Annotated in this window: 7 protein-coding genes; 5 read left to right on the top strand and 2 right to left on the bottom strand. The window is 57.7% G+C overall.

Annotated features, from left to right (window positions below):
* Positions 1–2 precede the first annotated feature (2 nt).
* From PS2015_RS08910 to PS2015_RS08920, 3 genes are all read left to right on the top strand, one after another.
* Positions 3–2,714, top strand: coding sequence for a hypothetical protein (locus PS2015_RS08910; protein ID WP_058021873.1), 2,712 nt, complete (start codon positions 3–5; stop codon positions 2,712–2,714).
* Positions 2,715–3,001: 287 nt separating this feature from the next.
* A complete protein-coding gene (locus tag PS2015_RS08915) occupies positions 3,002–6,715 on the top strand; it encodes a PKD domain-containing protein (RefSeq protein WP_058021874.1) in 3,714 nt (1,237 codons plus the stop codon).
* 143 nt (positions 6,716–6,858) lie between these two features.
* Positions 6,859–7,914 carry an undecaprenyl/decaprenyl-phosphate alpha-N-acetylglucosaminyl 1-phosphate transferase gene (locus PS2015_RS08920; RefSeq protein WP_058021875.1) on the top strand — a complete coding sequence of 352 codons (1,056 nt, stop codon included), beginning with the start codon at positions 6,859–6,861 and terminating at the stop codon, positions 7,912–7,914.
* A 50-nt stretch (positions 7,915–7,964) separates the two neighbouring features.
* Here the strand turns inward: PS2015_RS08920 and PS2015_RS08925 are convergent, their stop codons facing one another.
* Both PS2015_RS08925 and msrA read right to left on the bottom strand, forming a co-directional pair.
* The gene (locus PS2015_RS08925; protein WP_058021876.1) at positions 7,965–9,095 is read right to left on the bottom strand and encodes a hypothetical protein; all 1,131 of its coding nucleotides are present in this window, start codon (positions 9,093–9,095) and stop codon (positions 7,965–7,967) included.
* Between the two features lie 283 nt (positions 9,096–9,378).
* Positions 9,379–10,005 carry a peptide-methionine (S)-S-oxide reductase MsrA gene (gene msrA / locus PS2015_RS08930; protein ID WP_058021877.1) on the bottom strand — a complete coding sequence of 209 codons (627 nt, stop codon included), beginning with the start codon at positions 10,003–10,005 and terminating at the stop codon, positions 9,379–9,381.
* A gap of 114 nt (positions 10,006–10,119) precedes the next feature.
* Here msrA and PS2015_RS08935 point away from each other — a divergent pair, with 114 nt between their 5' ends.
* Both PS2015_RS08935 and PS2015_RS08940 read left to right on the top strand, forming a co-directional pair.
* Complete coding sequence (locus PS2015_RS08935; protein WP_237113303.1) at positions 10,120–11,304, top strand: aspartate aminotransferase family protein; 1,185 nt, start codon at positions 10,120–10,122, stop codon at positions 11,302–11,304.
* Between the two features lie 8 nt (positions 11,305–11,312).
* Entirely contained in the window at positions 11,313–14,285 is a 2,973-nt protein-coding gene (locus PS2015_RS08940) for a bifunctional diguanylate cyclase/phosphodiesterase (protein WP_058021878.1), read from the top strand.
* Positions 14,286–14,313 lie beyond the last annotated feature (28 nt).

The raw sequence follows: 14,313 nt of genomic DNA on the forward strand, positions 1-14,313 counted from the left end.
CCATGTATCCTGACAGCCGGTTCACCCGCAAGCATCTCAATCAACTGATTGCCGGCACGATGCTGGCTGGCCTGGGGCTGACCGCGCAGGCCAATGATCTGAGCATTGACAATGGCGCACTGACACTCAGCAGCGGCGGCTTTTCCGCCAACGCCACGGTAGGCACCAACGGGGTGGTTTCTCCCCGGGTGACGGATGTGCCAGTATCAGGCAACTTCGGTATCCCCAACTTCAGCTTCAATCTCGTCAACAGCGCGGCCGCCCCCACCAATGGCACTTACAACTTCAAAATAGGCGTGGCCATTGCCGATGAGGATTCCAACCGGCGCTTTGAAGCCTTTCTGGGCCAGTTGACGCTTGAAATCAGCAATAACGGGCAGACCATTACCGGCTCGGTTCCGAATCAGGATCTGATCGTGATCGGACGCGATGGTGTCATAAGCGCCTCGGCCGTACTGAGCAATGCCTCGGCCAACGGCCCGGTCAGCATCAGCGGCGGGCAGGTTACCTTCAGCGGCACCCGGCTGGTAGACCGGCTAAAGGCGGCCAGTTCTGCATTCGATGCGATCCTGGACAGCTTTGATACTGGCGGACATTACACTTACCGCGTGGTCATTGAGCAGACAGACGGACCGTCAACGGTGCGTTTCGGGCGCTCAGACAGCGGCAGCTTCAGCGCCTTCCCGCGCGTACGCACAAGCTGTTCATTGAGCACCGCTTCGCAACTGAGCAGCGTGTTCGCGCTCAATGGCACGGTCAACAACCAGGCGTATACAGTCGGCACACAGTTCAGCCAGGCCTATGCTGTACAAGGACAGTTCAGTGTCACGGGCGCCACGGGTACCGGTGACGCCCTGCCGGCCGCTTTCACAGAGACCTGTGTCAGCACACCTGATTCTGGCGGCGGTTCTTCTGGCGGTGGCGCAGGCTCGGGCGGCGGCTCGGGCGGCGGCGCTGGCTCTGGCGGTGACTCGGGAGCCGGCGGGGATTCTGGTTCTGGTGATGATAACGACGACGCCGAAGACGTGGTTTCAGAGACTGATCTGAACAATCAGCAGCAGGAAGTGGACGACCTGGCACAGCAGGTTGAACAGGCGCTGCAGAACAACGGCAGCGTCACCACCGAAACAGTCACCAAAACAGGTGAGGTCACCGGACTGGCAGCCACCAACACCAACAAGATTGCCGAAGCACTCAACAGCGGCACCAATGTCAGCAAAACCAACATCCTGGGCACCATCAGCTCAGCGGCCAAGGCTGGCAACACCGGCTCCACCGTTATCCAGAACGCTGCTGACAATGCCGCGCGGCAGGAAATCGTAGCGACCAGCCGCACTGTCATCAACAACAGTTCAACGGCCCTGGCGGCGCTGGCTGATCGCCGTGACAGCGGTGCGGAGCAACTGAGTTCGGAGGAACTGGCACAGGTCAAGGAGGCCTCCACCAACCTGCTGAAAACAGCCGCAGCGGTGAGCGGTGACAGCAACACCACCTCAGAACAACTGGCGCAAATCGCCCGCTCGGCGGCCAGCATCATTGATGCCGGCCAGCGCCTGGGTGTGGCGGCTGACGAGGCCGTAGTCAACACGGTGCGGGATGCCAGCAGCAAGATAGCCGAGGCCGCAATCCGCGCAGTTGCCGGCGCTGATGTCAGCGATGAGCAGATCAGCGAACTGCTGGCAGCCAACGAAGACCTGGCAGAACAGGTGCTGAGTCTGGCATTGCCCATACCACCGGCCGTGGTGGAGTCCGGCGAAGATGCCAAACAGCGACTGCAGCAAAATGCCGGTGAGCGGGGGTTACAGACCTCTGACGCAGCGCTGGAGCGCATCAGTCAGGCGGCCCGCAAGAATATCGTCAGACCTGACAACATTGTGGTCGGCGGTGTCAATATAGTCAGCAAACTGCAGGCCCTGTTCCGTGGCACAGCCGGATTGCTGTCGCTGATCGACAACCGCGGCGGCACGGGCGGCATTGCGGCAATTACTGCCGACGAAGCGGACATCATTGTGGATGAGGCTACCGGTTCGGTGGTTGTGCAGCTACCCGGCGAAACCTATGCCGGCGCCATAGTCTCGGTCAAGTCGGTGCCGACTACCGTACCCAACGGCATTCGTCTGCGCCGCGATGGCCGGGGTGTGATTGTCACCGAAGGCATTGCTGTAGAATTGGCACCTATCGCACTGGATGTACTGGGTTTTGCGGCCGCCGTGGAAGCGGCCGGCTTCCCGTTCTCACTGCGCGACAATGCATCCGTTTCGCTGGACCTGGGCAACGGTGAACGCTTCTCGGGCGCATTTGCCTATGACAATCTGGACGGCAAGACGGTGACCAACTGCGGTGCCGTGACCTTTGCAGACCCGGCCGGCCCCGTCAATTCGGCCAATCACGCGTTTGGTGTTAACTGCGCCAATGGCGTGTCGCAGACCATGCAGCCATTTGTCGATAACAGTGACTTCTTCGACAGTCTTGAAGCTGAAGGTCTGACAGGCCGAGTGGATCGCAGTACCGGCATGATCACGGTTGGCGGCGTCGGGCGCTTCAAGCCAGGCTTCTTTGTCAGCCCCCTGACAGCCGCCGACAGCAGTTTCCATGCAGCAAACAAGGACAGTTTTGACATTGCTTTCCGCGCCGGTGATGTGAATGGCGACGGCATTATGGATTACAGCATCATTTCGCCAAATGGCGTGCAGGTTCTGTACGGCACACCCTGACCTTTCTTGACTGCACGTAGCCGCTTCTGATTAGCCAAACAGCTAATTGGAAGCGGCTACGTGCGAGTTTATACTCCCCGTGTAGAAAAAAATTCTCAACAATCGCTTTAAGCTCTTGAAGCAAAGTCAAATTCTTGACATATTTGAGAGCGAAAATGATTACAAATTTTTACACTATTGCTGGCAATTTTGTGGCTGACGAGCCAAGTCTTAAGCAATTTGTTTTAATTTGACCTCCCAACATGTTGAAAACTAAAGAAATCCAAGGTACCAGAGGGATACGCAAAATGAACAACAAGACCCGGTTCAAGAAAAAATTGCTCAGCCAGGTGGTCGCCGCCAGTCTGCTGGCTGGCGCAGGTACGGCAAGCCAGGCGGGCGATTTCGCGCTCGCCAACAACTCAGTGGCTTGGCTGGACACTAACGGCAACACCCTGCAGACCGTCACCGTCGGCGCAAACGGCGTTGCCAGCTCGGCCACTCTGGCCACCAACCCCGGGTTTGTGGTGCCCGATATCGGCTTCCAGCTCAATGTGGTTGATGCCGCTCCCGGCGACTACTTTGTGCGTATCGGCCTGCATGTAGAAAGCCAGACCAATGAGAATCACGTGCTCAACATGACCATGGGTGTGGCCCGGGTCATCGTGGCCGACGTCGGCGGCACCAATGTCATCCAGAGCGTCAACATGGTCACCAGCGGCCAGGCCAACTACGATAATATCGAGATCCGTGCCCGACGCGGCAATCTGTCTCTGGCCACAGAAGACTTTGAAGCCAAGGCCAATATGCTGTCATTTGACGGGGCTACCAAAAATATCCGTCTGAATGTGGGCACCATCTTCAACGCTCTCTCCAACAATAATGCTCTGTTTGATGAGATCATGAATGGCGCCTTTGGTAGCGGCGCTCACTATGACTACGGCGTGCTGATCCAACCGGTGGCCGGACCGACCACCGTGCGGGTCGGACATGAAAACGGCGGTACTTTCTCGCTGTTCCCGCGCGTCATGGCCAGCTGTCCGCAGATCAGCGATCTGCAGTCAGCCAATGTATTCAATCTGAGCAGCAGCGCTCTGGCCAACAAAATCCCGTCGGCACACGCCGCCATCGGCACCCTGACCGTCGGCAGCCCCGGGACTGCGGCGACCGCACAGACTGCCATTGTAGAGAACTGCCATCTGCCAGCCGTGTCTATTACCAGCGCCACCTCATTTACCAACGACACTGGCACCGAACCATACACCGTGGCAGTCACTGCAACCGCAACCGATGCCGATGACTATCACGGCATCGCCAGCACTGAGTGGCTGGTTGGTGGCAACGTGGTGGCAACAGGCACCTCAGCCAACCTGTCATTGAACAATGGCGACACCACTGTGACCTTCCGGGCCACCGATGAGAAAGGCGGCGTGAGCACGACCTCAGCCACTATCACCGTGAGCGAACCGGCTCCGGCGCCCAACCAGGCACCTGAAGGCCTGGCCATCGGCGCACCTTCCAGCCCCATTCTCGATACCGATGGCAAGGCCGGTGAAACACTCGGCGGCTTCTCGGCCACTGCGACGGATCCCGATGGCGATGACCTCACCTATGAATGGTTTGTCAACGGCAACTCTGCCGGCAGCGGGGCCAGCCCCAGCCTGACACTGCCCGTTGACGGGGCGAATACCGTGTTCTTTATCGCCAGTGATGGCAAGGGCGGCGAGGCCACTTCCGATGCGGTAACGGTGGAAGTGCGTGAGAACCAGGCACCGGTGGTAACACTGACGGTGAATGGCGGCAGTTCAACTACTGTCGATTATGATCAAGACGTCACTTTCACCTGGAACGCCGTCGACCCGGAGGGTCGAATGTCTGGTCCCGGCACATTTTTGACTTTTGCAACTGACGGGGATTTCGGCATTGGCCCCGGACCCATAGTGGTCGACTCAACTTCTGGATCTTCCACCGTCAGCTTTTCCCCAGTAACCGTTTCGGAGTCTGGCGGCACAGTAACCGCAAACATCCAGTTCACGGACGATTTCAACAAAGCCGGCACCGCCACCGCCGTGGTCATCGTGCGAGCCCGAGACAGCTCTGGCGAGGAGCCACCTGCCAACAACAACCCGACCATCGAGATTGTAGGCCCAACCTCTTATGAGGATACCGATGCGCTGGCCGGTGAGGCTGTCACCCTGACCGCCAATGTCACTGACGCGGACGGTGACGACATCGTGCTGCGACAGTGGACAGCACTGGGCGAAACCAGCAGTGGAGCGGTGCTCAGTCGTCGCTTCCCCGATGGGGACACTCCGGTCACCTTCCGCGCCGTCGATTCTCGCGGCGGAGAGTCCGAGACCGTGGTAACGGTGAACGTGGCAACCTTTGTACCCGCACCCAGCAACACTGAGGTGCTTGATACCATTACGCAGCAGAATAACGATAACGAAAATCTGCAGCAGCAGACCGGCAATCTGGATGAACTGATCCAGACAGGTGGTACGGTTTCGCAGGAAGTAGCTACCACGACCACCACCGCCGCCACCAAGGCGGAGGAAACCACCCGGGATCTGCAAAAAGCGGTCACCAGCGGTACGGTAACCACCTCGACGGCGCTGAAGGCCATTCAGAGCACCAGTACCACGACCACGCTGGCCTCTAACGTATCCAAGGCTTCCACGGAAGAGAACAAGGCAACAATCACCACCACGGTCTCCAATACCGTGAAAAACGCCGCCAGCACCTTCACGGCGCTGGCCACCCGAACGACCCAGGGTGGTACCAAGCTCTCTGATGAGGACAGCAACACGGTCAAAACGGCCAGCACCAACCTGCTCAAGTCGGCCGGTGATGTCTCCCAGAACACCACCAGCAAGGCTCAGATTGCCGAGCTGGCCCGCTCTGCCAACGAAATCATCCAGGCCACCAAGAACCTGGGTGTAGGCGCCGATGAGACGGTGGTCAATGCGGTACGCGATGCCAGTGCCTCCATTGCGACAGCGGCGGCCCGTGAAGCGATCCGCGAAACCCTGAGCGAAGGTGAAGAGTTGCCCAGTGATGAGGAAATCCGTCAGGTTCTGGAACAGAACGAGGATCTGCTGGAAGATGTCTTCAACCAGACGCTGGAGATTCCACCAACAGTCGTTGATGACAGACCGGCGGTAGACCCGAACAATGTTCAGGTGGGCGGCACCAGTGTACTGGATCGCTTGCGGGCCTTGTTCCGCGGCACCGGTGGTCAATCCACGCTGATGGTCAGTGACGGACGAACCGGTACTGTCACCGCCGTGACTGCCGAGGAATCGGAAATCGTTGTTGATGCCGAAACAGGCGCAGTGACCATTATATTGCCGGGCGAAACCTACGCCGGCGCCATTGTCGCGGTGCGCTCAGTGCCGGCGGTGGTGCCCAATGGCATCCGTATCCGTCGTGACGGACGCGGCATCATTGTGACAGACGGTATTGCGGTAGAACTGGCACCGGTGGCGCTGAATCTGGGTGGTTTCACCACGGCGGTGGAAGATGCCGGCTTTGGCTTCACGCTGCGCAATAACGCTACCATCTCGCTGGATCTCGGTGGCGGTGAGCGCTTCTCTGGTGCCTTTGCCTATGACAACCTGACCGATCAGGATGTCAGCAACTGTGGCGCGATCAGCTTCACCGATCCGACCGGTCCGGCTAACTCGGCCGGCTATGCCTACGGCGTCAACTGTGCTAATGGCGTCACCCAGAAGGTACAGCCGTTCGTTGACAATGCTGACTTCTTCCAGAGCATGGAAGCGCTGGGTATTGCCGCGCGGGCCAACCGTGACAACGGCTTTATCACGCTGCCGGGCATTGGTCGCTTCAAGGCCAGCTTCTTTGTCACGCCATTGAGTGAGGCGGAGCAGGTCTTCCATGCGATTAACAAGGATGAGTTTGGCATTGCTTACCAGACCATGGATCTGAACGGTGATGGCATTGTCGACTACAAGGTGATTTCAGCCAACGGCGCCCAGATACTGTACGGAGCCGCTGACTGAGACCAGGCAGACACAAAGGCAGCCTCATGGCTGCCTTTGGTTTTAACGGAATCAAATTGAATTCACCTTGATACCACGGCTCGACCCGCGGCGACAGTCGGGTCGCTCTGGTCGGTGGCAAAGTAGGACAGGACGTAAATCAAATGGCTCTCTATGCGTTGATCAGCACCTTCGCGGTAACATGCTTTGCATTACTCGCGCTGAGGCCCCTGGCCAGCCGCGTTGGCCTTATTGATATTCCGGGCGGACGCAAGACTCACCAGACTCCCACACCGATGATAGGCGGTTTGGGCATTTATCTGGGCACACTCGCCATTTGTATGCTCTCCCCGGTCCTGATGAATGACTACCTGATATTGCTTGCAATCTCCGGACTCGTGCTGTTTGTGGGAGTGCTGGATGATCTGTTTGATATCCGGGCATCACTTCGCATGTCCATGCACGCAGTGGCAGCCTGGGTAATGGCCGTCAGTGCGGGCATACAGATCCGCTCGTTCGGGGATATCCTGTTCCTGGGCCCTGTCGAGCTGGGACTGCTGGCTGTACCGGTAACCCTGTTTGCCACCGTAGGTGTCATCAATGCGGTCAATATGAGTGACGGTCTGGATGGCCTGTCCGGTGGTCTGGTTGTGATCGCACTGGTGATGCTGTCCATCGCCGCGCTAAGTTCCGGCCAAAGCTCCATCCTGAGCTTCAGTCAGATCCTCATCGTCTCTCTGCTGGCCTTCCTGGCCTTCAATTTCCGCTTACTCTGGAAAAAAAGTGCCCTGGTATACCTGGGAGATGCCGGCAGCACCTTGCTCGGTTTTATCCTGGCCTGGCTGGTGATTGCGGCGTCACAGGGCGAGAATGCCTTCATCGCGCCGGTGACAGCACTCTGGTTTCTGGCAGTCCCTCTTATCGATACGGTCAGCCTGCTGATTCGTCGCCCGTTGCAGGGCCGCTCTCCCTTCTCTCCGGGTCGGGATCATTTACATCACCGCCTGCTGAACGCTGGTTTTAACGTTAAACAGACCGTGTTGATGATGCACGGCGCAGCTATTGTCTTCGGCCTGATCGGTCTGGCCGGTCACTTTGCAGCCCTGCCCGATGGCATGATGTTCACCGGCTTCCTGGCACTGTTTGCCATCTACATGTTCGTCTCACGCCGCCTGCTTGGTGTCGCCGAAGACAGCGTTGGCGCTGGGGACAGTTGCTGACGCTGGGGACGGCTGCTGTCCCCAGCGTCAGCAACTGTCCCCAGTGCCACTCACAAACTGATCGTATAGCGCAGGAATCCATCGACCTCAGATCGCTTGCGCAATGCCGCAATCGGCTTCACCAGGTCCTCACGATGACGCAGACGCACCTCGAACAGGTGACCTGACATCGGGCGCCAGGCATAACGCACCTCTGAAATTTCAGAGTTGGCACGCAAGTCAGAGGACAGCAGCCAGCCGGCTTCGTTCTTGCCATACATCACACCCAGGCTGTGCCCCGGCGCAATATTCATCAGGTTGCCTGAAAAGGTCCAGGACAGCGAGTCCGCGTCACCTGTACCCGGAAGTCCCATCACTGCGTTGCGCGGGGTTTCCGGCGCATAGCCCACCTGCACACCACCTACCAGCCGCATGCCATTTTGCAGCGAAGTCTGCATAGCCACCCGACCGGTGATACCCAGATAGTTCTCAGTTGCCGTGCTGGTGAAGCCGTTGCTGTAGAGCGCGCTGGGGATGTAGGTCAGGTCCAGTGAACGCTGCGCCCACAGACCATCGGTATCGCGACTGTCGATGGCGAAGTAATACGTGGCGCGGCTGGATGACTTGTCAAAACCCAACGGCGCTCGGCGCTCGGCACTGGCACCCTGCTCCTTGTCGTTGCGCTCAACAATCACCGTGTAGTTCCAGCCATTGCCATCGCTGTAGACGCTGCGGATACCATCCGTCCAGCTGATGTTGTAGCCGCCCGAATTGATGCGGCTGAAGGTACGGCCAATCACACCCACCAGTCGAGCATTGGTCTGAAAGCGGCCAACAGTGTGTGTCCAGTTACCATAACGGGCGCGCACATAAAGTTCATCCAGCGTGCTTTGACCCGGCCGCAGGCTGCCCTGACTGCCGGTGCCGCGGTATAGTCTGAGGCCGTCTACGTTATCCTCATTATTAACCAGTCCCGCATAACGCACCTTAAAGCTGTAAACCTCTGATGCATTCCACTGCAGCCCGGCCCGGGCACGCAGACGCAACTCATCTGAGTCGATGTTTGTGCCGTCACGCTCATCACGATCCGCAAATATGTAACCAAACCGCAGATCCCCCGAAAAATCAACGGATTGCGCAACCGCCCCAGAACTGACTGCCGCCGCCAGTGTGGCACCCAGTGCCCAACAGGAATATTTCACCTAGACTCTCTCCTTTCTGTATAAAACCCGCTGTTCTGCAGGCCTGTGTGCATCGTACTGCCTCCGGTTTTTGACCATTTAACAGAATGTCATCATTCTGTTACAAGACAGTTACGTGACATTTTAACGTCACTTATGTGTCATTTGTGTGACATTTCTACAGAAGCTAATTCCTGCGCTGGGGACGGAGGCGGTCTACGTCCCCAGTGCCGGATCGGTGGCACAAGGGGTGAGGGTGGCTGCGCAGAACCAATGGGGACGTAGACCGCCTCCGTCCCCCGTGTCAGATGAGGCACTGCAGCCCGCGGATCCCGCAGTAGCCGTCAGGATTCTTCGCCAGGTACTGCTGGTGATACTCTTCAGCGTAATAGAAGTCGGCCAGCGGCTTGATTTCTGTAGTGATGGCACCAAAACCGGCGTCGCTCAGGCGCTGCTGGGCCTGCGCCATGCTGGCTTCAGCAGCTGCCTGCTGCCCGGCATCAAGCGTATAGATGGCCGAGCGGTATTGTGTACCTTGGTCGTTGCCCTGGCGCATGCCTTCGGTGGGGTTGTGCGAGCGCCAGAAGACGGCCAGCAGATCCTGATAGCTGATGACGGCGGGATCAAAGTAGACGCGTACCACTTCGGTGTGACCGGTCTGGCCGCTGCAGACTTCTTCGTAGGTCGGGTTGGGTGTGAAGCCGCCGGCATACCCCACTGCAGTGCTGTAGACACCCGGCAGTTGCCAGAATACGCGCTCCGCTCCCCAGAAACAGCCCAGACCAAAGACGGCCTCTGACAACCCCGCCGGCAGCGGTGCTGCGATACGATGCCCGCTGACAAAATGCACACCGCTGATCTGCATGGCTGCCTCCCGGCCAGGCAAGGCCGTCTCTGCCGTTGGCATTTTGCTTTTATCTGTAAACCACATAGTAATCCCCTGCTATACATCTGCCCGTGAGGTGCCTAGAATATCACGAACAGCTGTTCTATTAAGAAAACAGCCATCAACCACTACCCGCTTCAAGCCACAAGGAATGACCCGATGAATCCAGCGCCAACCCCTTCCGCATTAATGGCCAACTACGGCCACCCCGAGCTGCAGTTTGCCCGTGGACAGGGGGTGTATCTGTACACAGCCGACAATCAGCGCTACCTGGATTTCACCAGTGGTATTGCGGTCAACTGTCTGGGCCATTGCCATCCACATCTGGTCAAGGCACTGCAGACTCAGGCGGAAACGCTGTGGCATACCTCCAACCTGTTCAGCATCATTCCCACCGAGCGGCTCGCTCAAAGGCTGGTGGATCTGAGTTTTGCGGACCGGGTGTTTTTTGCCAACTCTGGCACCGAGGCGGTGGAATGCGGCTTCAAAATGATGCGTCGTTATCATTATCATCATGGCAACAAAGCGCGCACACGCATCATTACGCTCACGCAATCCTTCCATGGTCGCACTCTGGCGCCGGTTGCTGCCTGCCGTAATCCACTGCACACCGAGGGTTTCCTGGTCGGTGACAGCGGCTTTGATCAGGTGCCTTTTGGTGATCTGGAAGCCCTGCAGGCCGCGATTACCGGGCAGACGGCAGGCGTTATTCTGGAGCCGGTGCAGGGCGAGGGAGGCATCCGTGCCGCGCCAACAGAGTACCTGCAGGCGATCCGCGATCTGTGTTACGAACACGGCATACTGCTGATGTTTGACGAGGTGCAGTCTGGCATGGGGCGCACCGGCTACCTGTTTGCACACGAAGCGCTGGGCGTGCAGCCCGATATTCTGGCCTCAGCCAAAGGCTTGGGCGGCGGCTTCCCCATTGGCGCCTGCCTGTCCAAAGAGCACGTGGCGGAAGTGATGACCGCCGGCACCCATGGCAGCACCTTTGGCGGTAACCCGCTGGCAACCGCCGTCGGCAACGCCGTACTGGACGTGTTAACCGGTCCGGGATTTCTGGACACGGTGAGCGAACGTGCCGGACAGCTGCGAGCCGGCATTGATGAGCTGACACAACGCTACCCCGGCCTGATCGGCGGCCACACCGGCCTGGGTCTGATGGTGGGCCTCAAGTGCCTGGGCAGCAATGCCGATATGATTAAAGCACTGCAGGCGCAGGGTATGCTGGCGGTGAAAGCCGGCGGCAATTCAATTCGGCTATTGCCGCCGCTGATCATCAGCGCACAGGAAGTGGAGGAAGGTCTGGCTTTGCTGGAAAAAGCCTGTCAATCACTGGTCTAGAGGATTGAATGACGAATACATTGGATGTATCACATAGCCTGCTGTCGCTGTCGGCTGACCTGTTCTGGTCGATGGCGCAGGACGGCCAGTGCCTGCAGATTTTTAATTACGCGGCCAAGACAGAACGCGCGGCGCGGGCCATCCAGGTTTCAGCATTAGATGCGCTTGTGCAGCCTGATGAACGTCAGCAATGGTGCAAAACACTTGCCAGCCATCAACCATTCCGGCAAATCGCTGTCCGCATACTGACCTCCGGCCGCCCCTGCGATCTGCAGATTACCGGCACACCGGTTTTTAACAGCGACCTGACCCTCAGTCACTATCTGTGTGTTGCCGTTGATCTGAGTGACGCCTCGGCTGTTAACGCCAATCTACAGCGTTTCCGTGCCGCCATGGATACCTCTCTGGATATGATTTTCCTGGTCGACAGAGAAACCCTGAGCTTCACTGATGTGAACAATACTGCGTGCCTGGAGCTGGGCATGAGCCGTCAGGAGATGCTGAAGGCCGGTCCTTCCAAGATACTGGACTCCTCCGAGCAGGAACTGATTCAGCGTTACGACAGACTCATTTTTGAGGGTCAGAGCAGCCGAATTGAACGTGTTATGACCCGGCCCGATGGCGAAGAGCGTGCCCTGGAGGTCTACAGCCGGGCAACGCAAATCGACGGCCGCTGGGTTATCATTGGCGTGGCACGCGATATAACCGATCGTAAACGCGCTGAAAACCGGGCCCTGCACCTGCAACGCATGTTTTCGGCACTGAGTCTGACCAACGAGGCCATTTTACGCGCCGAGAGCGAACAATCGCTGTTTCAGGATGTCTGCACAGCAGCCGTGTCTTCAGGACTGTTTACGATCACCTCCATCCTCAGCCCGCTGCCAAGTGGTCGCTTCAAGGCAATTGCCAATGCCGGCAATTACACCCGGCAGCCAGAAAAAATACTGGTCACCACCACACCGGATATTCCTGAAGGACGTGGCCTGACCAGTGAAGCCTGGCGACAGCATAAAGCCATGCTGAGCAATCATTTCAAGACCGATGAACGTACGCGCCCGTGGCATGACCTGGCGGAACAGTTTGATATCGGCAGCGCGGCGGCCTACCCCCTGTTTAAACGTAAACAGTGCGTGGCAGTGATGCTGTTTTATGCCCGGCCGGTCAACATGTTCGACCCTGAAACCCAATCCATCCTGCAGAGCATGGCCGACAATATTTCCTTTGCACTGGATAACTTTGCGGCGGATGAGGAGCAGGCGCGCGCGGCAGAAGCCATTCGCCGGAACGAGGAACGCTTTCGCAGCCTGGTTCACCTGACATCAGACTATTACTGGGAGATGGATGCCAGATTAAAGGTGCAGCAGTACGAAGGACGCATTGAGGATGAACTTAACCGGGAAGCTGTGCAGATGCTGATAGGCAACCGCATGTGGGACCTGCCCGGGGTCGAACCAGACAGTGGCACCTGGCGTCGCTTCAAAAGTCTGCTGCGCAAAAAGAAAGCATTCCGCGACATTGACCTGTCCTTTACCAACTCAGCGGGTCGGGTATATTACTTTACGCTTGCTGGCGAACCCATTTTTGACAATGAGCGCTTTGCCGGTTACCGGGGGATCGCACGCGATATCACCGAACGCAAACAGGCCTCCAATCGCATTAAACATCTGGCCACGCATGACATGCTGACCGGCCTGCCCAACCGTGTCATGTTTCAGGAGTTATTGCGCAGCACCATCCGCACGGCCAATCGCTATAAAGATCATCGTTTTGCGGTGCTGTTTATCGACCTGGACCGATTTAAAAACGTGAACGACACCTTTGGTCATAACACCGGAGACCAGTTGCTGGCGGCAGTGGCCAATCGGCTGAAAGAACCGCTGCGTGAAAGCGACATCGTGGCCCGCCTGGGCGGCGATGAGTTTGTGGTGCTGCTAAACCGGGTGAGCGAGCGGGATAAAGCCTTACACATTGCCGAGAACATTCTGAAAACCTTCAGCCAACCCATCAAGATGGACGATAGAGAGTTTCTGATTGGTGGCAGTATCGGCATCAGTCTGTTTGGCGAAGATGCGCGCAACGAAGAAGAAGTCATGAATCATGCCGACACAGCCATGTATGCAGCCAAGGAAACCGGTCGCAATAATGTGCAGTGTTATTCGGCACGGCTGCATCAACACAGCCAGGAACGCGCCAATCTGGCCGTGCAGCTGCGCCACGCCCTGGCCAACGGACAACTCAGCCTGTATTACCAGGCAAAATTGTCAATAGACGAAGGCCGTGTTGTTGGGGTGGAAGCCCTGATGCGCTGGCATCATCCGGAGCTGGGTGAAATTTCGCCGGCACAGTTTATACCTATCGCCGAGGACAATGGCATGATAGTGCCACTGGGTGAATGGGCACTGGAAACCGCCCTTCAGCAGCTCAGTGAATGGGACGCCCTGGGTCTGCCGCCGCTGCACATGGCAGTGAACCTGTCGGCCCGACAATTTAACTCGCCAGATCTGCGCAAACAGATCAAGTCAGCATTAACAAACAGCGGCATCGCCGCTCATCGCCTGGAGCTGGAGATCACCGAGAGTCTGGTGGTGCAAAATCCCGATACCAGTATCGCGCTGATGAAAAAGATTCAGGGCATGGGCGTGCGCTTTGCGCTGGACGATTTTGGCACCGGCTATTCCTCGCTGGGACAGTTGCGCCACTATCCGATCGACACACTCAAGATTGACCGGGCTTTTGTCCGCGACCTGGCCATCAGCCGCGAAGACCAGGCCATCAGCAAGGCCATAATCTCCATGGGTAAAACCCTGGGTCTGACAGTCGTTGCCGAAGGCGTGGAGAACGTTGATCAGCTTAACTTTCTGCGCAGTTACCAGTGCGACCATACACAGGGCTTCTACTGCCATCGCCCTGCCCCCGCCGGGCAGTTTGTCTCCTGGTACCGGCAGCACCTGTCAATGCAGCATTCCCCCTGCTCCGAATAGCATGTCAGATTTTACTTACATCAACTTA

This window comes from Pseudohongiella spirulinae (assembly GCF_001444425.1).
Taxonomy (GTDB): Bacteria; Pseudomonadota; Gammaproteobacteria; order Pseudomonadales; family Pseudohongiellaceae; genus Pseudohongiella; species Pseudohongiella spirulinae.

What these genes read in the sequence shown, in the direction of transcription:
- PS2015_RS08915 (WP_058021874.1), top strand. Translation starts at nt 3,002, where the DNA reads ATGAACAACAAGACCCGGTTCAAGAAAAAATTGCTCAGCCAGGTGGTC.
- PS2015_RS08910 (WP_058021873.1), top strand. Translation starts at nt 3, where the DNA reads ATGTATCCTGACAGCCGGTTCACCCGCAAGCATCTCAATCAACTGATT.
- PS2015_RS08935 (WP_237113303.1), top strand. Translation starts at nt 10,120, where the DNA reads ATGAATCCAGCGCCAACCCCTTCCGCATTAATGGCCAACTACGGCCAC.
- msrA (WP_058021877.1), bottom strand. Translation starts at nt 10,005, where the DNA reads ATGTGGTTTACAGATAAAAGCAAAATGCCAACGGCAGAGACGGCCTTG.
- PS2015_RS08940 (WP_058021878.1), top strand. Translation starts at nt 11,313, where the DNA reads ATGACGAATACATTGGATGTATCACATAGCCTGCTGTCGCTGTCGGCT.
- PS2015_RS08920 (WP_058021875.1), top strand. Translation starts at nt 6,859, where the DNA reads ATGGCTCTCTATGCGTTGATCAGCACCTTCGCGGTAACATGCTTTGCA.